Origin of the sequence: Isoptericola sp. AK164 (assembly GCF_029643425.1) — a bacterium.
Classification (GTDB): domain Bacteria; phylum Actinomycetota; class Actinomycetes; order Actinomycetales; family Cellulomonadaceae; genus Isoptericola; species Isoptericola haloaureus.
In genome coordinates this window covers 480,903-501,249 of sequence record NZ_CP119106.1, presented here as the reverse complement: position 1 = coordinate 501,249, position 20,347 = coordinate 480,903, and the positions used below count along the sequence as shown (strand labels likewise).

The following is a 20,347-nucleotide window of genomic DNA, read 5'->3' as shown; positions in this document are numbered from 1 at the left end:
GGGGAAATCCGGCACGCCGCCCGCAGGCGCCGGCGGCGGAACCTTCCGGACGAACGTCGCAAGCCGGGCTGGAGCAGTCCGGGGGAGCCGCAGAGCCGTGCTTTGCCCTCGTCGCTCACTGCGCCGGCGTGGCGCAGTCGGCGGCGAGGTGCGTCGTGACCCGCTCGGAGGCCGTCGTCATGGCTGCGGTGTCCAGACCCGACATCGCCTCGGCCACCGCGGCCTCGACCTCGGAGTTCTTCGCCTCCTCGGCGGCGTCGGCCACGACGGTCACGTAGGTGGCCACGGTGGACCAGTCCGCCGCCACCTCGGCCGGCGGCGTCAGCCCGGTCAGCGCGTCGCGCGCGGTGACGAACCCCGTGCGCAGCGACCTCGGCGACTCCAGGTCCATCTGCACCTGGGCGGCCGCCGCCCGCGACCACGCCACCTGCGCGGTCGCGCAGGTCTCCGGCTCCGTGGTCAGCAGGGCGGCGGTGGGTGCGGGCGCGCTGTCGCCCGCCCCGCCGACGACGTCGAGCCCGGCACCGGCACCCACGCCCGCGACGAGCGCGAGGGCCGTCGCGACGAGCAGGGAGCTGCGGCGGGCGAACCGGCCGGAGGGACGGGTCCGTGCGAACGCGACGCCGCGTCGCCGCAGCCCCGCGGCGCCGTGCGCCACACGGCCGGCGGCGTCACGACCGGCACCGGCGGCGCGGCCCGTCACGCCGGCCGACCGGCTGCGACGACGGCGGCTCGCGCCGTCGCCAGGACTCGCGGCCGCCGAGGGCGCGGCCGCACCGGTCAGCACGTCGTCGAGCGGCGGCACGTCGGTGGCCACCGCCGTGGGTGCCCACGGCAGGTCGGCGGGCGGCCCCACCGCACCAGGCTGACCTGCGTCGACACCGTCCGGGGCGGGGACGTCGTCGTGCACGTCGCTCGGCCTCATGTCCGCGAACAGTACCGGGTGCGGCTGAGCACCCGGGCCGAGTTGTCCGGATCGTTGCCTTGGTGACCTTGACCTGGGACCCGGTTGACCGCCAGATTGTGCGAGTGACATCGACGACGACGGGCATGTGGGTAGCACCCGAGAAGGATCCGCGCACCACCGGGATCGACCCGGTCGGCGAGAAGGAGACCCTCTGGGAGTACCTCTGCCGCTACCGGATGACCCTCGTGATGAAGTGCGAGGGTCTGGACGCCGACCAGCTGGCGCGCCGCAGCGTGTACCCGTCGTCCCTGTCCCTGCTCGGCCTCGTGCGCCACCTCGCCAACGGCGAGCACCACTGGTTCTCCCGCGTCCTGGGCGGGTCCACCGCCGACGGGCCCTTCGAGCGCCCCGGGGTCGAGGACGTCGAGTTCGACGAGGCCGTCGGCACCCCCGAGGCCGTGGCCGAGGCCTGGGAGGCCTGGCACCGGGCGGTCGACGCCGCCGACGAGCTCATGGTCGACGAGAGCCTCGACCGGGAGGTCCCGTTCGACGACGCGACCGTCGAGGTGCGCGACGTCGTCATCCACATGGTCGAGGAGTACGCCCGTCACATGGGCCACGCGGACCTGCTGCGCGAGTGCATCGACGGTCGCGTGGGGCTCTGAGGCATCCGGCGACGCTGCCCGACCCGACCCGACCAGCCGTTGTGGGCATGAAATCTGCAGGTCCTCCGCGGGGAGGACCTGCAGATTTCATGCCCACAACGCGTGCGGCGGTTAGCCCGAGGCGCGGACCACCAGCCGGGGCTCGAGCACCTCGTGCACGTCGTCGGTGCGCCCGCCGAGCCGTCCGGTGAGCAGCGCGACGGCCCGTTCACCCATCACCTCGCGCTGCTGCTGGACCGTGGTGAGGGCGGGCCGTACCCGGCGCGCGAGCAGGGTGTCGTCGTACCCGACGACGGCGACGTCGTCCGGGACGCGCAACCCCCGGTCCAGCGCCCGGTCGAGCACGTCGCACGCCTCGACGTCGTTGCGGGCGAAGACCGCCCGGTAGCCGTCGTCGAGCAGGCCGTCGACGGCGTCCGGCGCCGCGACACGCACGTGGTCGCCCAGCCCCGCGCGGCGCATCGCGTCCTCGTACCCGCGACGGCGGGCGAGGCCCGCGGGGCGGGTCGACGACGTCACGTGGGCGATCCGCTCGTACCCCCGGCCGACGAGGTGGTCGACCACCAAAGCGGCACCCTGCTCGTCGTCGTTGGTCACGGAGTCGACGCCGGCCACGGGGTCCGCCGTGCGCCCGACCATGACCACCGGCAGCCGGCGCGCGGCCGCGGTCAGCACCTCGTCGGGGACCCAGGACGACACCACCACGAGGCCGTCGACACCGAGGTCGCCGAGCTGCTGCACCCGGTCGGCGAGCCGTCCGCGGTCGCGCGAGCCGTGGGCGAGGACGACGGACAGCCCCACCTGCTCGGCGGCGTCCTCGACGGAGGCGACGATCTCGGTCTGGTACGGGTTCTCGAGGCTGGAGATGACCACGCCGAGCAGCATCGACCGGCCCTGCTTGAGGGTGCGGGCGCTGAGCGAGGGGCGGTAGCCGACCTGCTCGGCGACGGCGAGGATGCGGTCGCGGGTGCTCTCGGAGACGCCCGGGTCGCCGCGCAGCGCCAGTGACACCAGCGACTTCGACACCCCGGCGGTCGCGGCGACGTCGCGCAGCGTCGGTCGGGGTCGGGGCGAGGCGGTGGGCACCCCGACATCCTGCACCCCGGCGTGCCGCCGCGCGACGGTGACGCGCGGCCCGCGCTCGAGGAGGACTGGAACGTTCCAGATGTTCGGGCGTCGTTCACCGTCCCGCCACCGGGACGACGCGGGCCCGTCGCCGCCCGTCCCTAGCGTCCTTGCTCGTGACCATCGCCCCCAGCCCCGAGACCACGTCCCTCGACACCCGCGCCGCCGCCCTGCGCACGCGACCCGCCGCGCTGCTGCTCGACTTCGGCGGGGTGGTGCTGACGACCCGCAAGCGGCCCGGCGGCACCGAGGAGATGGCCCGCCACCTGAAGGAGGTCCTCGCCCGGGCAGGTCACCACCGCAGCCACGCCGAGCTGGTCGAGCTGCTGCGCGGTGGCCGGACGGCGCTGAAGGACTGGAAGAACGCCTCCTCGCGCCGCCTGGCTCCCCCCGAGCTCGACCACCGCACGATCTGGCGCGAGTTCTACGGCTCCCCGCTGACCGCCGCGGAGCGCGACGTGCTGGCCGGGTCGGCCGGACTTCTCCAGGAACGCCTGACCCGGACGCTGACCGACCACACCGTCCGGCCCGGCGTGCGCGAGCTGCTCACCGCGGCCCAGGAGCTGCGGGTCCCGGTGGGCATCGTCTCCAACGCGCACTCCGGCCGGGCGCACCGGGCGATCCTCGCCGAGCAGGGGCTCGCCGAGGCGTTCGCCGTGCAGGTCTACTCCGACGAGGTCGGCATCCGGAAACCCCACCCGGGCATGATCGAGCTCGCCGCAGCGGCTCTCGGCACCTCGGCGGAGGCGTGCTGGTACGTCGGGGACACCTACGACCGCGACGTCGTCGCCGGACGGCGCGCCGGCGTCGGGGCCGTACTGCTCACCCGCGACCACCACACCGCCCACCCGCCGTTCGCCGTCGCCGACCGGCCCGACGTCGAGCTGCCCGACCCGGTCGGGCTGGCCGACCTGCTGCGCGCCGCCGAGCCCACCGGCCCCTCCGACGCCTCGCGAACGGCGCACGGCACGGACCGCGCAGGCCTCGGCACCCCGGCCGAGACGCCGGGGCGCGGAACCGGGGTCAGCGCCCTCCTCCTCGACCACGGCGGCGTCATCTCCACGTCGCACCGTGACGAGAGGACCCGTCGCGGGTTCGCCGCCGACCTCGCGGAGCGCCTGTGCCGCGCCGGGTACCCGACGACGACGGACGAGGCGGCAGGCGCCCTCGCGCAGGCCCGCGCCGCGCACAAGGCGTGGAAGGCCGACCACGAGGCGGGCCGCCCCACGGCGGACGACCCGGCCGGGCTCGTCACGGCCGAGATCGACGCCCCGACGTTCTGGGTCGACCTCGTCGGCCCGGGCCTCGACCGGCACGGCCCCGGGGTGCGGCACTGGCTGCGCGCCGAGGCGCACGCCCTCATGGTCGGCTACGCCCGCACCAAGTCGGTGCCCACCCTGCGGCCGGGCGTGCGCGAGCTGCTCGGCACCGCCCGTGCCGCCGGGGTACCCGTCGCCGTCGTCTCCAACACCGTCTGCGGCCGCGCCGTGCGCGAGGAGCTGGTCGAGGCGGGGCTGGACGACCTCGTCGGCGCGCACGTCTACTCCGACGAGCTGGGCGTGCGCAAACCCGACCCGACCACCGTGCGGACGGCCCTGACGGCGCTGGACGCCGACCCGGCCCGCGCCGTCTTCGTCGGGGACAAGCCGCACCGCGACGTCGTCGCCGCCCGGGCCGCCGGCGTCGGCACCACGGTGATCGTGCGCGGCGGCACCACCGACGACGCCGCGCTGGACGCCCTGCCGCCCGGCGACCCGCGCGCCCCCGACCACCTGGTCGCCTCGATGGAGGACGTCGACGCCCTGCTGGGCCGCGCCGTCCGAGGCGACCGGGACACCGACGCCGGCATCCGCCGGTAGCCCGAGCAGTACCGAGACGAACCCCTCAGGAAGGTCCTCATGTCCAGCGACGTCACCGCGGCGGGCACGTCCCGCGCCCGGCTCGCCGATCCCCGCACGCTGTCCGGTTCCCAGAAGCTCATGATCCTCGCGCTGTCCATGACCCTGTACGGCGTGGGCGACATCGTCGCCAGCGTCGTGCCGGAGCTCCAGGTCGGACCGCTCGAGCTCGGCGTCTCCTACTTCTCGTTCATCGCCGTCGTGCTCGCGGCGCTGCTGTCGCCGTTCTGGGTCGCCGTCGGCGCCCCGCTCGGCGAGCTCGTGTTCTCCGACATGCTGCTCGGGGACTTCTCCGGGTTCGGCGAGCTGGAAGGCTTCCTGCAGACCGCCCTGGCGATCTACGTCGCCGGCTGCCTGGTGCGCAACCCGCTCAACCGCGTCCAGGTCGCCCTGGCACCGGTCGTCATGGTGCTGGTCGACAAGATCTCGGGCGGTGTCGTCGACATCGCCAAGGTCCTCGTCGGCATCGACCCCGAGACCCTCGAGGAGGCCGACGGCCTCGTCGGCGCGTTCCTCCTCGCCGAGGGGCTGGACATCGTCGTCACCGTGGTGTTCTCCGGCATCCTCTTCGGCGCGCTGCCCGCCCTGTGGCTCACCCCGCGCCTGTACGGGAAGCTCGAGCCGATCATGGGGCTGCGCCCCCGCGACCCCGAGCACCCGCCGCACCTGTCCGGCCCGCGCGGCACGCGGTTCTGGCCCGTCGCCGTGCTGGCGCTGGTCGCCGCCGGGGCCCTCGCCCTGCTGGCCCAGTGGGAGGAGTTCGTCGGCCGGGAGGGCGGCATCTCCACCATCGGAGCCTTCGAACCGGACTACGTCGACCAGTACGGCGACGTGTGGCTCTGGATCGCCGCCGGCGTCGCGCTCGTCGTCGGCCTCGTCCTCTTCGTCCTGGTCGCCGCGCTGCGGCGCCGCCGCTCGGCCGACACCGCCGACGTCCGCAGCTCCGACGACGACGAGGCGTCCTTCTGATGGCCGACGACCGCGACGCAGCACCGGCCGTGGAGGTCCGCGACCTGACGTTCCGGTACCCCGGAGCCGCGCAGGACTCCCTGCACGGGGTGGACCTGACGATCGAGGCCGGTGACTTCGTCGCGGTCGTCGGCGGCAACGGGTCCGGCAAGACGACGCTGTGCAAGACGTTCAACGGACTCGTCCCGCACTTCTGGAACGGCGACATCTCCGGCCGGGTCAAGGTGGCGGGCCGCAGCACGGCGCGACGCACCGTCGGCGAGATCGCCCACGACGTCGGCTACGTCTTCCAGGACTTCGGCAACCAGCTCGTGCGGCCCACCGTGCGCGACGACGTCGCCTTCGGCCCGCTGAACTTCGGGCTGGCGGACTGGGAGGCGCGGACGGACGCGGCGCTGCGCGCCCTGGAGATCGACGACGTCGCCGGTACCCACACCTGGCAGCTCTCGGGCGGGCAGCAGCACCTGACGGCGCTGGCCGGAGCGCTCGCCCTGGCCCCGTCGATCCTCGTCGTGGACGAACCCGCGGCGGAGGTCGACCCGCGGCGGGCCGCCGCGGTGTACGAGCACCTCACCCGCCTCAACGAGCAGGGCGTCACGGTGGTCGTCATCGAGCACCACGCCGAGCTCATCGCCCGCTACGCGCGCAGCGTCGTGCTCATGGACGCCGGGCGGGTGCGCTGGCACCTCCCGGTCGACGAGGCCCTGGCCCGCACGGCCGACCTCGCCGAGGCGCACATCCCGGCGCCGCAGGTCGTCGCGCTGGCGCAGGAGCTCGTGCCCGACGTGGCTGCCGGCCGGCGGCGACCGCCGCTGACGATCGAGGAGTGCGCCGCGATGCTGCGGGACGCGGGGCGGTCCGAGCAACCGGGTGCAGCGCTGCTGCGTGCTCCGGACCATCCCGGGGCCGACGGCTCCCCCGCACCCGGGTCGACCTCCGGTCCTCCCGCCGGGTCCGACGTCGTCGCCCGTCTGGACGGCGTGCGGTACGGCTACCGCACGATCTCGGGCGGCAAGCACACCGTGCTGGACGGCTTCGACCTCACGCTGCGGGCCGAGGAGCGCATCGCCCTGGTCGGCTCGAACGGAGCCGGCAAGTCCACGCTGCTGTCCCTGCTGTCGGGGCTCGCCGTCCCCGAGGCGGGCGCCGTCGAGGTGGCCGGCCGGGACACCCGCAGCGTCTCCGCCGCGCAGCTGTCCTCCCAGGTCTGCTACCTGCTGCAGCGTCCCGAGGAGATGTTCCTGACCGACTCCGTCCGGGCCGACGTCGCGATGCACCCCACCGGGCGGCGTGCCCCGGACGCCCGGGAGCTGGTCGAGCAGGTCCTCGACCGGACGCGGCTGACGGACCTCGCCGACCGGGACGGCCGCCTGCTGTCCGGAGGGCAGCAGCGCCGGGCGACCCTCGCCGTCGGGCTGGCGATGCGGCCGCGGCTGCTCCTGCTGGACGAGCCGACGTCGAGCCTGGACCTGCGCTCCCGCGACGACGTGATCGACATGCTCTCCGCCCTCGCCGAGCACATCCGCTGCACGGTCGTGGCGACGCACGACATGCACCTCGTCGCCGAGTGGGCGGACCGCGTCGTGGTGCTCGACCAGGGCCGCGTGGTCGCCGACACCGACCCCGCGACGTTGTTCGCCTCTCCCGACGTGCTGCGCCGGGCCCGGCTCGTGCCACCGCAGGTGACCCAGGTCGGCCACGCCCTCGGGATGGACCCGCTGCCGCTGTCCGTCGCCGAGACGACCCGGAGACTCGCCCCGCTGCCCACCGAGGAGCTCGTATGACCATCGCCGACGTCGCCGCACCGCACGGCACCTCCCCCGAGGTCGCGCCGGGCACGACCGGGACCCGGCACCGGTCCGGGCTCGACCGGGTGTCGGTCGAGTGGGTCAAGCTCGAGCTGATGCGCGTCGCCTACGCCACGCGCGGCGGGTTCCTCGCCCGTCGCGACCCGCGGGCCGTCCTGGGCTGGTACGCGCTGTGCGCGCTGGCCCCCTGGTTCACCTACTCCACGCCGATCCTGGTCGTCCTCTTCGTCCTCGCGCTCGGCTGCGCCCTGGCGGCACGGATCGGCCCGCTGCTGCTGGGCCTGTTCACGCTCGGGCTCGTGGGGCAGGCCGCCTACGTCCTGGTGCTCGTGCTCGTCCTCGGCGGCGACACCACGGCGCTCGACGGCCTGCTGCAGATCTCCCTGAAGCTCGGGGCGGTGTCGCTGGCCAGCATGGCGGCGTTCGTGTCGCTCGACCCCGAGAAGCTGTCCGACGGGCTGCAGGCGATGCGGGCGCCCGCCGTGCTCGGCTTCGCCATCAGCTACGGCTACCGCATGGTGCCGCTGCTCATCGACGAGTTCCACGACATCGTCGACGGCCACCGGCTGCGCGGGGCCCCGCACCAGGGGCACGGGTTCCTCGGGTGGCGGACGATCGCGCGGATCGGCCGCATCGCCGTGCAGGCCTTCTACCCGCTGTTCCTCAACACCGCGCAGCGCACGCGGACCACGGTCGAGGCGATGGAGACCCGCGGGTTCACCAGCGCCGGGCCGTCACCGGCCGGACGCCGGCTGCGGCTGGCGTACCTGCAGTGGCGCGTGGGCGACACGCTGCTGCTCGTCGTCAGCGTCGCCGTCGTCGTCGCGGTCTACACGGTCCTGCCGACCCCCTGACCCCGTCGGGCCCGCCCGACCCGGACCCGAGGCGCGGAGCCCCCCTGCTGTGGGCATGAAATATGCAGGTCTTCCCCGGGGAAGACCTGCATATTTCATGCCCACAGCAGGGTGCCGGCGGAGCTCAGCGGCCGCGCCGGCTCGGGGTCAGTCGCCCGAGGCGGCCCAGAAGATCGCCGTGGCGACCTGGCTCATCCCGCCCTTGGGGTGGGTCCGGAAGAACGGCGTCGTACCGAAGACCACGGCACGAGCACCGGTGGCCGTCTCGCCGGACACGACGGCCGCCTGGCCCGCGGCCACGTCCTGGCCCGGCCCGTACAGGCCGTTCCAGTGCCCGGCCAGGAACGGCGACCCGGCGTCGTAGGCCAGCTCGACCGACGTGCTCTCCCCGAGGCCCGTGAACCAGACCGCCGGGTAGATGAACGAGGTGTCCTGCGGGTGCGGGGCGAAGATCGACCCGGTCGGCGTGTCCACCGCCACGATCCCGTTGCCGCGCGAGTTCCCGCGCACCGCGTCGCCCTCGACGAGGCCGTACGCCTCGGCCGCCGCGAACCCGGACGTCGACTCGCCGACGATCGCCCCGCCGGCGTCGAGCCACTCCTGCACGGCGGCGTCGCCCGCCGCGTCAGGGTTGAAGGAGGACCCGACCCACAGCACGTCAGCGTCCTCGAGACCCGTGGTGCCGTCGGCCGCACCGGCCGAGACGCCCGAGGAGGAGACCGGGACGAGGTCGTCGAACCCGAGGTCCGTCAGCGCCACGACGTCGTCGGACCCGCCGGTGTACGCGACCGTGAGGTCCTCGAGCACGGCAGCCTCGTCCAGGGAGGCGACCTCCGCGGCCGTGGCGGCCTCGAACGGGATGTCGAACGTGACCACGGCGTCGGCGGCGGCCGGCAGGCCCTCGGGCCCGACGACGGCACGACCGTCGTCGAGCAGCCACGCCGGGGCGTCCTCGGAGAGGATCGCGTTGAGGGCCCGGAAGTCCTCGATGCCGGCGAGGTCGAAGACGACGTGGTCGGCCTTCTTCGGCAGCACGCCGTCCTGCGGGACGCGGTGCAGCGGCGTCGTGCCGCCGAGCGCGGCGTCGGTCGTGTCGCCGACCGCGACGACGGTGGCGCCCCACAGGTCGGCGAGGCTCCACGCCGAGATGTCGTACATCGTGGGCAGCTTCTCGGAGATGTCCGACCCGGTGGCGAGGAGCGTGTTCGCCAGACCGCGGCGCGGCTGGTGCATGTCGACCACGAGGGAACCGGCGGGGAACGTCTCGCCGCCGACCTCGGTGGACCGCTGCAGCGTCCCGACCTCGACCCCGTGGTAGAGCAGGGCGTCGACCAGGGCCTCGGCGTCGGACGACGAGCGCTGGCCGTCGCCGACCGGGATGACGTAGGCGCGCGGCAGGTCCACCGGCTCCTGGTCGTCGGTGACGTCCCACAGCTCCTTCCAGGCGTCGGGTCCTGCGACGTCGGCGATCGTCTCGGTGGTCAGCGACTCCTTGGGCGCGCCCTCGACGCCGCGACGGAAGGTCTCGATCTGGTTGGCGAGCATCTCGTCGCTGTGCGCGGCGACGTAGTCGAGCATCGAGACCATCGTGACCCGGGCGACCTCGGTGTTGATCGCGGCGTCCTCGGGGGTGGTCGTCCCGAGCGACCAGGAGCGGCCGTGCGGCAGCTCGACGGTGCTGGTCACGGCGCCGTGGTAGGCCGCGTACTGGGCGGTGAAGATCGGCGGGTAGTCGTCCCACCCGCTCGGGGTGTCGCGGTACGGGATCTTGATGTTCCCGGTCTTCTCGTCGGTCGACCGACCCGTCTCGGTGTCGAAGTAGGTGTTGCCCTCGATGTCGGCGTCGACGACGTCGGCCTCGACCTGCTGGGCCAGCGCGTAGCCGTGCGGGATGAACAGGTCGTACTCGTAGTTGTCGCCGTGCGGCGGCCCGCAGGGCTCGACCTGGAGCACGCCGGTGTAGCCGTGGAAGTCGGCGGCGTAGAGCGGCTGGAGCGTCTGGGCTGTCGCCACGAACGAGCGCGCCTCGGGCGTGGCGCCGGTGACCATGTCGCGGTTGGCGTCGAACCCGAGCTCGGTGGCCCGGGTACCGATCGTGCGGCCGTCGGGGTTGAGCGACACCGAGAAGTAGAGCCGGTGGCTCTCGAGCAGCTCGGCCGTGCCCTCGTCCTCGGCGGTCGCGAGGTCGGCGATGACCTGCATCGCCGCGTCCGTGCCCTCCCACTCGTTGCCGTGGATGTTCGCGCTGATCCACAGCGGCGTCTTGTACCCCGCCGCGAGCTGCGCGTCGGTGGCGGCGCGCTCGGGGTCCTGCCGGATCTCCTCGCGCCACCGGGTCTGCTGGTTGGTCTCGCCACGCGTCTCGGGCGCCGTGACGGTGACGAGGTAGAGGTCGCGGCCGCCGGTCGACTGCCCGACCACCTGCGTGGACACCCGGTCGCTGGCGGCCATCAGCTCGGCCAGGCGGGGCGCGATGTCCGAGTAGGCGATCGTCTCGTTACGCTCGGTGACGTCACCCTCGACCGGGTCGTAGACCGTCAGCTCGGGCTGGTACGGGTACGACGTCGGCATCTCCAGGGAGCTGTCGGTCGCCTTGGCCGCCGGGCCGGTCTTGGCGGCCTGGACGAGCTCGGCGAAGGACTTCCCCGTGGTGGCCGGGGTCCCCTCCGGGCCGCGGCCGCCGTCCGCCGGCGAGGCGTCGGGCTCGTCCGCGACGGCCGCCGGGACGGCGAGCACGGACAGGGCGACGGCGGCGCCGCTGAGCCCGGCGATGGTGCGCTGCAGAGACATGGGTCCCCTTCGGTCGAGGTGCGTTCGGAGCGGGAGAACCGGTCAGCACTGTCCGGAGTCCCGCGAAGATCATGCATCTCGATTGTTTCGGGCATGTGATCCGCAGCACACCATCGTGGGAAATCGACAGCGGCTGAACGAACCGCGGGGCGCGTCCCCGTGGACGCACCCCGCGGTGCGGCGACGCCGGTCGCGAGCCCGCCGACCGATCGCCGGTCAGCGCGACGAGACCGGTGCCGGCTGGTCCTCGACCGCCGCGGTCTCGCCGTCGACGCGCGCCGCCCGGAGGCGGGACAGCACCACGGCACCGAGCGCGATCGCGGCGGCCACGCACGCGATGGCGATGCGGACCACGTGGTTGGCGTCCCCGCCGACGGACAGCATGACCACCGCCGGCGCGATGAGCAGCGACACGAGGTTCATGACCTTGATCAGCGGGTTGATCGCCGGGCCGGCGGTGTCCTTGAACGGGTCGCCGACCGTGTCGCCGATGATCGTCGCCTCGTGCGCCTCCGACCCCTTGCCGCCGTAGGCGCCGTCCTCGACGATCTTTTTCGCGTTGTCCCACGCGCCGCCCGAGTTGGCCAGGAAGATCGCCATGAGCACGCCGGCGCCGATCGTCCCGGCGAGGAAGCCGGCCAGCGGCCCCACCCCGAGGCCGAACCCGACGGCGATGGGCGCGAACGCGGCGAGCAGACCCGGCGTCGCGAGCTCGCGCAGGGAGTCCTTGGTGCAGATGTCCACGACCCGGCCGTACTCGGGGCGCTCCTCGTAGGTCATGATCCCCGGGTGCTCGCGGAACTGGCGCCGCACCTCGTACACGATCGCCCCGGCGGCCCGCGTCACGGCGTCGATGGCCAGACCGGAGAACAGGAACACCGTCGCGGCCCCGAGGATCACCCCCACGAGCGTCACCGGGGAGATGATCTCGTAGCTGAGCATCGAGGCGACCAGCCCGTCCGTCGCCACGGCGACGTCGCCCAGCGCCGTCTCGACCGCGTCGGCGTAGGAGCCGAACAGGGCCGTGGCGGCCAGGACCGCCGTCGCGATGGCGATGCCCTTGGTGATGGCCTTGGTGGTGTTGCCCACGGCGTCGAGGTCGGTGAGCGTCTGCGCGCCCTCCTCGTCGACGTCGCCGGACATCTCGGCGATCCCCTGGGCGTTGTCGCTCACCGGCCCGAAGGTGTCCATCGCGACGATGACGCCGACCGTGGTCAGCAGGCCGCAGCCCGCGAGCGCCACGAGGAAGAGCGACAGCCAGATCGACCCCCCGGCCAGCAGGAACACGCCGCAGATGGCGGCGGCGATGATGCCCGCGGTGTACACGGCCGACTCGAAGCCGACGCCGATCCCTGACAGGATCACCGTCGCGGCGCCGGTGCGCGAGGTGGCCGCGACGTGCTTGGTGGGCTTGGACTCGGTGCCGGTGAAGTACCCGGTGGTCCACAGGATGACACCGGCCAGGACGATGCCGATCAGCACCGCCAGGGAGGCCACCACGCGCGGGTCGGAGGTGACGCCCGCGAGGTCGGCGGTGCCGCCCATGCTCTCGAAGCTGCTCGGCAGGTAGACGAACGCCGCCACGGCGGCCAGCGCGGCGCCGACGACGGCCGAGACGTAGAAGCCGCGGTTGATCGCGGTCAGCCCCGACTCGCTGCCCCGCACGCGGGTGATGAGGACGCCCAGCAGGGCGACGAAGGCCCCGACGGCGGTGACGATCAGCGGGAACACGAGACCCTGCTCGCCCATGACGGCCTTGCCGAGGATGAGCGCGGCCACGAGGGTCACGGCGTAGGACTCGAACAGGTCGGCGGCCATCCCGGCGCAGTCGCCCACGTTGTCCCCGACGTTGTCGGCGATGGTGGCGGCGTTGCGCGGGTCGTCCTCGGGGATGTGCTGCTCGACCTTGCCGACCAGGTCCGCGCCGACGTCGGCCGCCTTGGTGAAGATGCCGCCCCCGACCCGCATGAACATCGCGAGCAGCGCGGCGCCGAACCCGAAGCCCTCGAGCACGGCGGGCGCGTCCCCGCGGTAGACCAGCACCACGCCGGCCGCGCCGAGCAGACCGAGACCGACGACGGACATGCCGACCACGCCGCCGGTGCGGAACGCGATCCGGGCGCCGAGCGCCCGGCCGCCGGCCACGGTCGCGGCCGCGGCGACGCGGACGTTGGCCCGGACCGCCAGCCACATCCCGAGGTAGCCGATCGCGGCGGAGAACCCGGCCCCGACGAGGAAGGCGACCGACCGGCCGATCCGGACCCCGCCGTCGCCCGGCAGGAGGAACAGCAGCCCGAACACGACGACGGCGAAGATCGCCAGGGTGCGGAACTGCCGGTTGAGGTAGGCCGAGGCCCCCTCCTGGACCCCCTGGGCGATGTCCTGCATCGCGCTGGACCCCTCGTCGGCGGCGAGGACCTGGCGACGCAGGGTCCCCGCGCAGACCAGAGCGGCCAGGGCGATCACCGCGATGACGGCGACGATCGTCAGACTGTCGGACCCGAGTGTGAGCATCCGTCCTCCTCGACGTACTGCCACGCTCCGCCGGGTCGCCGGTGACCGGGCGGGCAAACCGTGAGAGACCCGCCGTCGCCGTTGACGACGGGATGCGCGCGAGTCTACTCATGTGTGACGGCTGTCACGAACCGGCCGGTGGCAGGATGTGGCCATGGCTCCGAACGACACCTCCGTGCCCGACGCCGCCCGCGAGCATGCCGAAGACCTCGGCCGGTTCGTGACCGCGTCCCCGTCCTCGTACCACGCCGCCGCCGAGCTGGCCCGCCGCGCCGAGGACGCCGGGTTCGCCCGGCTGACCGAGACGGACGCCTGGGAGGTGGCCCCCGGCGGGCGCTACGTCGTCGTGCGCGACGGGTCGGCGATCGCGTTCACGGTCCCGCCGTCGGCCGGCCCGACCACGCCGTTCAGCATCCTGGGCACCCACACCGACTCCCCGGGCTTCAAGCTCAAGCCGCGCCCGACGACGGGCCGCAGCGGGTGGGTGCAGGCCGGCGTGGAGGTGTACGGCGGGCCGCTGCTCAACTCCTGGCTGGACCGTGAGCTCGAGCTGGCCGGCCGCCTCGTGACCCGCGACGGCGCCGAGCACCTGGTGCGCACCGGTCCGTTCGCCCGCATCCCGCAGCTCGCGATCCACCTGGACCGCAGCGTCAACGACGGCCTCGCGCTCGACAAGCAGCGCCACACCCAGCCCGTGCTCGGGCTCGGCGAGGTCAGCGAGCACGACGTGCTCGCCGAGCTCGCCGCCCGGGTCGACGGCAGGGCGGTCGACCCGGCCGACGTCCTCGGCTACGACGTCGTGGCCGCCGACTCCCAGGAGCCGCGTGCGTTCGGCGCCCGCGGCGACCTGTGGGCCTCGGGCCGTCTGGACAACCTGCTCTCGACGCACGCCGCGCTCACCGCGCTGCTCGGGGCGGACCCGCAGGACCTCACGGGCGTCGCCGTGGTCGCGGCCTTCGACCACGAGGAGATCGGGTCGGAGTCCCGCTCCGGCGCGGCCGGCCCGTTCCTCGCCGACGTGCTGGGCCGCGTCTCCCGTGCTCTGGGCGCGGGTGGCGAGGACCGCCGGCGGGCGCTGGCCGCCTCGTGGTGCGTGTCCTCCGACGTCGGCCACGCCGTGCACCCGAACTACCCCGAGCGCCACGACCCGTCGAACCACCCGGTCGCGGGCGGCGGGCCGATCCTCAAGATCAACGCCAACCAGCGGTACACGACCGACGCCCACGGGGCCGCGCTGTGGCAGTCCGCCTGCGCGGCGGCCGGGGTGCCCAGCCAGGAGTTCGTCTCCAACAACACCATCCCGTGCGGGTCGACCATCGGCCCGATCACGGCGACACGGCTGGGGATCCGGGTCGTGGACGTCGGTGTGCCGATCCTGTCGATGCACTCCGCCCGCGAGCTCACCGCCGTCGTCGACCCCTGGTACCTGGCGCGGGCGATGGGCGCGGTGCTGGTGCGCTGAGCCGGCGTCCCGGCCCGGGCTGGGGGCTCAGCGCAGCCCGAGCTTGCTCGTGCAGTGCGGCCACTGGCCCCAGCCGGCGCGCCGCTGGAGGATCTGCGCCCGCTTCGTCTGCTCCCTCGCACCGTGGTAGTGCGGCAGCCCGGAGCCTCCGACGGCACGCCACGTGCTGGCCGTGAACTGGTACATCCCGTAGTACCCGTTGCCGGTGTTGATGCGCACCCGGCCGCCGGACTCGCACTGCGCGAGCTCGCCCCACACGTCGCGCCGGGTGAACCGCCCCTCGCGCACCCAGCCGGTCCGCCCGCCGGGGAGCCGCACCTTGATGCGGTCGACGTCGCGCTGCGTCGTGCGGGCGCGCTTGACGACCTTGGTCCCGAGGTCGGCGTAGCCGATCGTCCGGGACGTCGCACGGATCTGCTTCGTCACGCGCAGACGCTTGGCCGTGTAGCGCACCCCGGTGATGTCCCGCAGCGGGACGGTCGTGACGCGCTTCTTGCCGAGCCAGCCGACCCTGCCGTCGGGAAGCCGGACCTTCAGCCGCTTCGGGGCCCGGTCGAGCACGACGAGCCGTGTGCCGTCGTCGGGACGGGCGATCGTCCGGCTGCTCGGGCTGCGCTTCGCCGTCGTGCGGGCGCGGTCGGCCTTGACCCAGCGGACGGTGCTCGTGGTGGCGGCCGGCAGGGGGCCGACGGCGGCGGTGCCCGCGGCGGCGACGGTCGACGGCGCCGCGGCGGCCGGGGCGGCCGTCGCCGGGAGCCCGGCGACGGGGACGAGGGCGACGGCGGTCGCCGCGGCCACGGTCGCACCGAGCCGCCGGAGAGGTGAGGTCATGCCGTCCAGGAAACGATGATCACGATCTGATAACGACACCCGCGGGCAATCCTTCACACAACCCTCGCCACCGCCCCGCACACGACGTCCGGCGAACCGGACGGCGCCGGACAGACCGCCCGCGCCCCGGGTGCCACACTGTCGACGTGCCGTCCCGCGAACCCGCCGCCCCGCCCGGGGACAACCACCCCCTGGTGGACGTGCTGACCGCGCACGGGGCCCGGGCCGACCGCCTGACGCACCTGCGCACGCTCCCGGCCCGCGACGGCGAGCACGCCGACTGGCCGGGATGGGCCGATCCCGCCCTGGTCGCCGGCTGCCGCGCCCAGGGCGTCGAGCGGCCCTGGACCCACCAGGTGACCGCGGCCGAGGCGACGTGGCGCGGTCAGCACGTGGCGCTGGCCACGTCGACCGGGTCGGGCAAGTCCCTCGCGTTCTGGCTGCCCGCCCTGACCGCCGTGCGCGCCGCGCGGCACACCACGGCGGCGGACGCCGGCCGGATCGAGGCCCGGACCCGCGGCGCGACCGTGCTCTACCTGTCCCCCACCAAGGCACTCGCCGCGGACCAGCTGACCAGTCTGACCGGCCTGCTCGACGCCGCCGGGATCCGGGACGTGCGCACCGCCACCTGCGACGGCGACACCCCGCGCGAAGAACGGCGCTGGGTCGTCGACCACGCCGACGTCGTGCTGACCAACCCCGACTTCCTGCACTTCGCCCTGCTGCCCCAGCACCGGCGGTGGACCCGGCTGCTGCGCGGCCTGCGCTACGTCGTGGTGGACGAGGGACACACCTACCGCGGGGTCTTCGGCGCGCACGTCGCGCTGGTGCTGCGGCGGCTGGCCCGGCTGGTCGAGCACCTGGGCGGCCGGGCGCCGACGGTCGTCGTGGCGAGCGCGACGACGGCGGACCCCGCCGGCAGCGCCGCCCGGCTCATCGGCGTCCCGCCCGAGGACGTCACCGCCGTCACCGCGGACTCCTCGCCCGCGGGGCGTCGCACCGTCGCCCTGTGGCGGCCGCCCGAGATCGCCGGGTTCGGCGTCGAGCGGGCCGGCGCGTCGGACCTGGACCCCGGGGCGGACGCCTGGGCGCTGCCCGACCCCCTGGACCCGCAGGCGCACGAGACCGACACCGTGCTCACCCGCACGGGAGAGGCCGACCACCCACGGCGCTCCGCCACCGCCGAGGTCGCCGACCTGCTCGCGGACCTCGCCGCCCACGGCGCCCGGACGCTGGCCTTCACCCGCTCCCGGCGCGGCGCCGAGTCCGTGGCGCAGCAGACCCGCGACCACCTGCGACCGGTCTCGGCGGACCTGGCCGGCCGGGTCGCCGCCTACCGCGGGGGCTACCTGCCCGAGGAGCGCCGCGAGCTGGAGGAGGCGCTGCGCTCCGGCGCACTGCTCGGTCTCGCGACGACGAACGCGCTGGAGCTCGGCGTGGACATCTCCGGGCTGGACGCCGTCCTGGTGGCCGGCTGGCCCGGCACCCGCATGTCGCTGTGGCAGCAGGCCGGCCGGGCCGGGCGCGCCGGCGCCGACGGGCTGGTGGCGTTCGTGGCGCGGGAGGACCCGCTGGACACCTACCTCGTCACGCACCCCGAGGCGGTGTTCGACGCCCCGCTGGAGGCCTGCGTGTTCGACCCGGCCAACCCTTACGTGCTCGCCCCGCAGCTGTGCGCCGCCGCGCAGGAGCTGCCCCTGCGCGCGGACGGGCTGGCCCGGTTCGGCGACCCCGGCCAGGTCCGCGAGATCCTCGACGTGCTGGTGGCCCGCGGCGCGCTGCGCCGGCGGCCGTCGGGCTGGTACTGGACGCACGCCCAGCCCGCCGCCGACCTGGCCGACCTGCGCGGCAGCGGTGGCCGTCCGGTCCGGGTCGTGGAGGCCGCCACGGGACGGCTGCTCGGCACCGTCGACGCCGGCTCGGCCGACGGACAGGTGCACGACGGCGCCGTCTACACCCACCAGGGCGTCACGTTCGTGGTGGACCACCTCGACCTGGCCGACCACGTCGCCCTCGTGGTGCGGCGGGACGTCGACCACGCGACCTGGTCGCGCGAGCTGATGGAGATCAGCATCGCCGAGCCCGGCGACGCCGAGCACCCGGCACCGGAGGGCGCTCCGCCGGCACGACGCCGCGAGTGGGGCCCGGTGACCTGGGGCCTCGGTCCCGTCGAGGTCACCAGCCAGGTCGTCAGCTTCCAGCGCCGCCGCGTCCCGGACATGCAGGTCCTGGACACCGAGGCCCTCGACCTGCCGCAGCGCACGCTCGGGACCACCGCCGTGTGGTGGTCGGTGCCGGACTTCGTGCTCCGGGCGGCGGGGGTGGACGACGACGTCGCGCCGGGCGCCCTGCACGCGGCCGAGCACGCGGCGATCGGCCTGCTGCCCCTGCTGGCGACGTGCGACCGCTGGGACCTCGGCGGGGTCTCCACCGCGCAGCACCCCGACACCGGGGAGGCCACGGTGTTCGTCTACGACGCCTACCCGGGCGGCGCCGGCTTCGCCGAACGGGGCTACGAGCTCGGGGCGCGGTGGCTGCGCGCCGTGCGCGACGCCGTCGACGCCTGCCCGTGCGCCGACGGCTGCCCGGCCTGCGTGCAGTCCCCCAAGTGCGGCAACGAGAACTCCCCGCTCGACAAGGCGGCCGCCGTGCGGCTCCTCGACGCCCTGCTCTCCCACGCGCCGTCGTCGTGACACCCCTACGATCGAGGCGTGACTGACCAGGACGATCTCACCGCGCGCCGCGAGCGGCGCGAGACCACCCGTGTCGACCCGAGCAACTCCCGCTCGTGGCTGCTGCTGTCCGCGCTGCGGTCCGAGGACTTCGACGCCGCCGAGCTCTCGCGGGCCGACCAGCTCGTGCTGGACTGCGAGGACGCGGTGGACGACTCGCGCAAGGACGAGGCGCGCGACCGCGTCCTGGACTGGTTCCGCACCGGCGGCCGCGCGTGGGTGCGGGTCAACGAGCGGGGCGCGGACTCGTGGGCGGACGACATGAGCGCCTTCCGCGACGCCGACGGGCTGCGCGGCGTCATGCTCGCCAAGTGCGAGAGCCCCGACCAGGTCGTCGACACCGTGCAGCGCCTCGGCGGCGACGTGCCGGTGATCCCGCTGGTGGAGTCGGCGCTCGGGATCGAGGACGCCGTCGGGATCGCGCGCGCCCCCGGTGCCTTCCGGCTCGCCTTCGGCTCCGGGGACTACCGCCGCGACACCGGTGCCGCGAACGAGCCGCTGGCGATGGCCTACCCGCGCTCGCGCCTCGTGACGGCGTCGCGGATCGGTGAGCTGCCCGGGCCGATCGACGGCCCGACGGTGGGGTCCAGCCACCCGCTGCTGCGCGAGCAGTCCGGCGACGCCGTCGCGATGGGCATGACGGGACGCATCTGCCTGGACCTCGAGCAGCCCGCGGTCATCAACGAGACCCTCTCGCCCGCCCCGGCGGACGTGGCCTGGGCCCTGGACTTCCTCACGGAGTTCGAGGGCGCGGGGTCCGTGATCCGCGACGGCTCGGACAAGCCGCGTCTCGCCCGCGCCCGCCTCATCGCCGAGCGCTCGCGACTGTTCGGCATCGACCCGAGCTGACGCCGGGCCGGCTCGGGCCCGCGCCTCGGCGGGCCCGAGAAGGTCCCGCGCTCCGAGCGCGTCGACGTCCCGCCGCACGACGACCTCGACGGCTCCGCCGGCACCGAGCGCGCACCCGACGAGCCGCGCACCGTGCCGCTCGACGGTCCGGCCGGCCACGTCGCAGGCGTCGTGGCCCCACCGTCGGGCGGCGGCTCCCGCGAGCGCCCCGAGGTCGGCGGCCGCCTGCGCGCCGGTCCGGGCCTGCTGCGCCGCGGCCAGCGTGGCCAGCCCGCTGAGGCAGACCAGCACGACGGCGACGAGTCCCAGGACGAGGACCGTGCCCGCGCCCCGTTCGCCGTCGCGGCGGACGCTCACGGCTCGACCCAGGCCAGCGCCTGGCCCGTGGCCTCCAGCGGGAGCCCGGCGAGGACTCCTGCGCCGACCGGGCAGGTGACGACCACCCGCACCCAGTCGCCCTCGGGCACGACGGTCGCCGCGGCGTCGGGTCCGCCGACGCGGGCCACGGCCGCCCGGACCCGTGCCTGGTCCTCCCCGACCGCGACCAGGCGGGCGCCCGCCCGGGCCGCGTCCGCCGCACGCAGCTGTGCGGCGGACGCGGCCACGAGCGTGAGCACCGCGACCAGCAGCAGCACGACGACGGGAAGACCGACCGCCAGCTCGGCCGTCACCGCGCCGCGCTCGGACCGGTCGCGCGGCCTCATACGGTCAGGGCCGAGCTGATGATCGACTCGAGCATCCCGCGCACGGTCTCGCTCTGCAGCACCAGGATCAGCAGCCCCGCGAAACCGGCCGCCGCGATGGTGGCGATGGCGTACTCGGCGGTGGCGAGCCCGGCCTCCGGGTCGAGGTCGGGCGCCCGGGTCTCTCGGGTCTCCGGGGTCTCCGGGGTCTCCGACGGGTCGTGCGGGGTGGTGTCGACGGTCATGGGTTCTCCTCCAGG

The 20,347-nt window shown here is 74.6% G+C and carries 15 protein-coding genes and 1 pseudogene; 8 read left to right on the top strand and 8 right to left on the bottom strand.

The window, feature by feature from the left end:
* Positions 1-115: 115 nt before the first annotated feature.
* Positions 116-925 carry a hypothetical protein gene (locus tag PO879_RS02280; RefSeq protein ID WP_278236324.1) on the bottom strand — a complete coding sequence of 270 codons (810 nt, stop codon included), beginning with the start codon at positions 923-925 and terminating at the stop codon, positions 116-118.
* 125 nt (positions 926-1,050) lie between these two features.
* On the opposite strand from PO879_RS02280, the gene PO879_RS02275 reads away from it, so the two are divergent.
* Positions 1,051-1,572 (top strand): DinB family protein, encoded by a 522-nt coding sequence (locus tag PO879_RS02275; protein ID WP_278236323.1) that lies wholly within the window; start codon positions 1,051-1,053, stop codon positions 1,570-1,572.
* Positions 1,573-1,683: 111 nt separating this feature from the next.
* On the opposite strand, the gene PO879_RS02270 is transcribed toward PO879_RS02275, so the two are convergent.
* Positions 1,684-2,658: a LacI family DNA-binding transcriptional regulator gene (locus tag PO879_RS02270; RefSeq protein WP_278236322.1), complete on the bottom strand. Its 975-nt coding sequence runs from the start codon at positions 2,656-2,658 to the stop codon at positions 1,684-1,686.
* A gap of 155 nt (positions 2,659-2,813) precedes the next feature.
* Between PO879_RS02270 and PO879_RS02265 the strand changes: the two genes are divergently transcribed.
* From PO879_RS02265 to PO879_RS02250, 4 genes are read left to right on the top strand one after another with little or no spacing between them, the layout of a single operon-like run.
* Positions 2,814-4,556, top strand: a complete 1,743-nt coding sequence (locus PO879_RS02265) for an HAD-IA family hydrolase (RefSeq protein ID WP_278236321.1) — start codon at positions 2,814-2,816, stop codon at positions 4,554-4,556.
* Between the two features lie 39 nt (positions 4,557-4,595).
* A complete protein-coding gene (locus tag PO879_RS02260) occupies positions 4,596-5,564 on the top strand; it encodes a cell division protein FtsQ (protein WP_278236320.1) in 969 nt (322 codons plus the stop codon).
* The gene (locus tag PO879_RS02255) at positions 5,564-7,348 is read left to right on the top strand and encodes an ABC transporter ATP-binding protein (RefSeq protein ID WP_278236319.1); all 1,785 of its coding nucleotides are present in this window, start codon (positions 5,564-5,566) and stop codon (positions 7,346-7,348) included. The genes PO879_RS02260 and PO879_RS02255 overlap by 1 nt, the downstream gene beginning before the upstream one ends.
* On the top strand, positions 7,345-8,226 hold the full coding sequence (locus tag PO879_RS02250; RefSeq protein WP_278236318.1) for an energy-coupling factor transporter transmembrane component T: 882 nt from the start codon (positions 7,345-7,347) through the stop codon (positions 8,224-8,226). The genes PO879_RS02255 and PO879_RS02250 overlap by 4 nt, the downstream gene beginning before the upstream one ends.
* A gap of 147 nt (positions 8,227-8,373) precedes the next feature.
* Here the strand turns inward: PO879_RS02250 and PO879_RS02245 are convergent, their stop codons facing one another.
* Positions 8,374-11,016, bottom strand: coding sequence for a M14 family zinc carboxypeptidase (locus PO879_RS02245; RefSeq protein ID WP_278236317.1), 2,643 nt, complete (start codon positions 11,014-11,016; stop codon positions 8,374-8,376).
* 216 nt (positions 11,017-11,232) lie between these two features.
* Positions 11,233-13,530 (bottom strand): sodium-translocating pyrophosphatase, encoded by a 2,298-nt coding sequence (locus PO879_RS02240; RefSeq protein ID WP_278236316.1) that lies wholly within the window; start codon positions 13,528-13,530, stop codon positions 11,233-11,235.
* A 154-nt stretch (positions 13,531-13,684) separates the two neighbouring features.
* Here PO879_RS02240 and PO879_RS02235 point away from each other — a divergent pair, with 154 nt between their 5' ends.
* Positions 13,685-14,992, top strand: coding sequence for a M18 family aminopeptidase (locus tag PO879_RS02235; RefSeq protein ID WP_278236315.1), 1,308 nt, complete (start codon positions 13,685-13,687; stop codon positions 14,990-14,992).
* A gap of 27 nt (positions 14,993-15,019) precedes the next feature.
* Here the strand turns inward: PO879_RS02235 and PO879_RS02230 are convergent, their stop codons facing one another.
* On the bottom strand, positions 15,020-15,823 hold the full coding sequence (locus tag PO879_RS02230; protein ID WP_278236314.1) for a transglycosylase family protein: 804 nt from the start codon (positions 15,821-15,823) through the stop codon (positions 15,020-15,022).
* A gap of 146 nt (positions 15,824-15,969) precedes the next feature.
* Between PO879_RS02230 and PO879_RS02225 the strand changes: the two genes are divergently transcribed.
* Both PO879_RS02225 and PO879_RS02220 read left to right on the top strand, forming a co-directional pair.
* The gene (locus PO879_RS02225; protein ID WP_278236313.1) at positions 15,970-18,516 is read left to right on the top strand and encodes a DEAD/DEAH box helicase; all 2,547 of its coding nucleotides are present in this window, start codon (positions 15,970-15,972) and stop codon (positions 18,514-18,516) included.
* Between the two features lie 99 nt (positions 18,517-18,615).
* Positions 18,616-19,404: an aldolase/citrate lyase family protein gene (locus tag PO879_RS02220; protein ID WP_278237433.1), complete on the top strand. Its 789-nt coding sequence runs from the start codon at positions 18,616-18,618 to the stop codon at positions 19,402-19,404.
* Between the two features lie 15 nt (positions 19,405-19,419).
* On the opposite strand, the pseudogene PO879_RS02215 reads toward PO879_RS02220, so the two are convergent.
* From PO879_RS02215 to PO879_RS02205, 3 genes and pseudogenes are all read right to left on the bottom strand, one after another.
* Positions 19,420-19,761, bottom strand: a pseudogene (locus PO879_RS02215) (Rv3654c family TadE-like protein); the annotation flags it as partial.
* Positions 19,758-20,108, bottom strand: coding sequence for a TadE family type IV pilus minor pilin (locus tag PO879_RS02210; RefSeq protein WP_278236312.1), 351 nt, complete (start codon positions 20,106-20,108; stop codon positions 19,758-19,760). The pseudogene PO879_RS02215 and the gene PO879_RS02210, both read right to left, overlap by 4 nt.
* Positions 20,105-20,332 (bottom strand): DUF4244 domain-containing protein, encoded by a 228-nt coding sequence (locus PO879_RS02205; protein ID WP_278236311.1) that lies wholly within the window; start codon positions 20,330-20,332, stop codon positions 20,105-20,107. The genes PO879_RS02210 and PO879_RS02205 overlap by 4 nt, the downstream gene beginning before the upstream one ends.
* Positions 20,333-20,347: the final 15 nt, after the last annotated feature.

Excerpts from the sequence above, each read along its gene's own strand:
- PO879_RS02245 (WP_278236317.1), bottom strand. The coding sequence starts at position 11,016 with ATGTCTCTGCAGCGCACCATCGCCGGGCTCAGCGGCGCCGCCGTCGCC.
- PO879_RS02230 (WP_278236314.1), bottom strand. The coding sequence starts at position 15,823 with ATGACCTCACCTCTCCGGCGGCTCGGTGCGACCGTGGCCGCGGCGACC.
- PO879_RS02255 (WP_278236319.1), top strand. The coding sequence starts at position 5,564 with ATGGCCGACGACCGCGACGCAGCACCGGCCGTGGAGGTCCGCGACCTG.
- PO879_RS02205 (WP_278236311.1), bottom strand. The coding sequence starts at position 20,332 with ATGACCGTCGACACCACCCCGCACGACCCGTCGGAGACCCCGGAGACC.
- PO879_RS02280 (WP_278236324.1), bottom strand. The coding sequence starts at position 925 with ATGAGGCCGAGCGACGTGCACGACGACGTCCCCGCCCCGGACGGTGTC.
- PO879_RS02275 (WP_278236323.1), top strand. The coding sequence starts at position 1,051 with ATGTGGGTAGCACCCGAGAAGGATCCGCGCACCACCGGGATCGACCCG.
- PO879_RS02250 (WP_278236318.1), top strand. The coding sequence starts at position 7,345 with ATGACCATCGCCGACGTCGCCGCACCGCACGGCACCTCCCCCGAGGTC.
- PO879_RS02240 (WP_278236316.1), bottom strand. The coding sequence starts at position 13,530 with ATGCTCACACTCGGGTCCGACAGTCTGACGATCGTCGCCGTCATCGCG.
- PO879_RS02210 (WP_278236312.1), bottom strand. The coding sequence starts at position 20,108 with ATGAGGCCGCGCGACCGGTCCGAGCGCGGCGCGGTGACGGCCGAGCTG.
- PO879_RS02235 (WP_278236315.1), top strand. The coding sequence starts at position 13,685 with ATGGCTCCGAACGACACCTCCGTGCCCGACGCCGCCCGCGAGCATGCC.
- PO879_RS02260 (WP_278236320.1), top strand. The coding sequence starts at position 4,596 with ATGTCCAGCGACGTCACCGCGGCGGGCACGTCCCGCGCCCGGCTCGCC.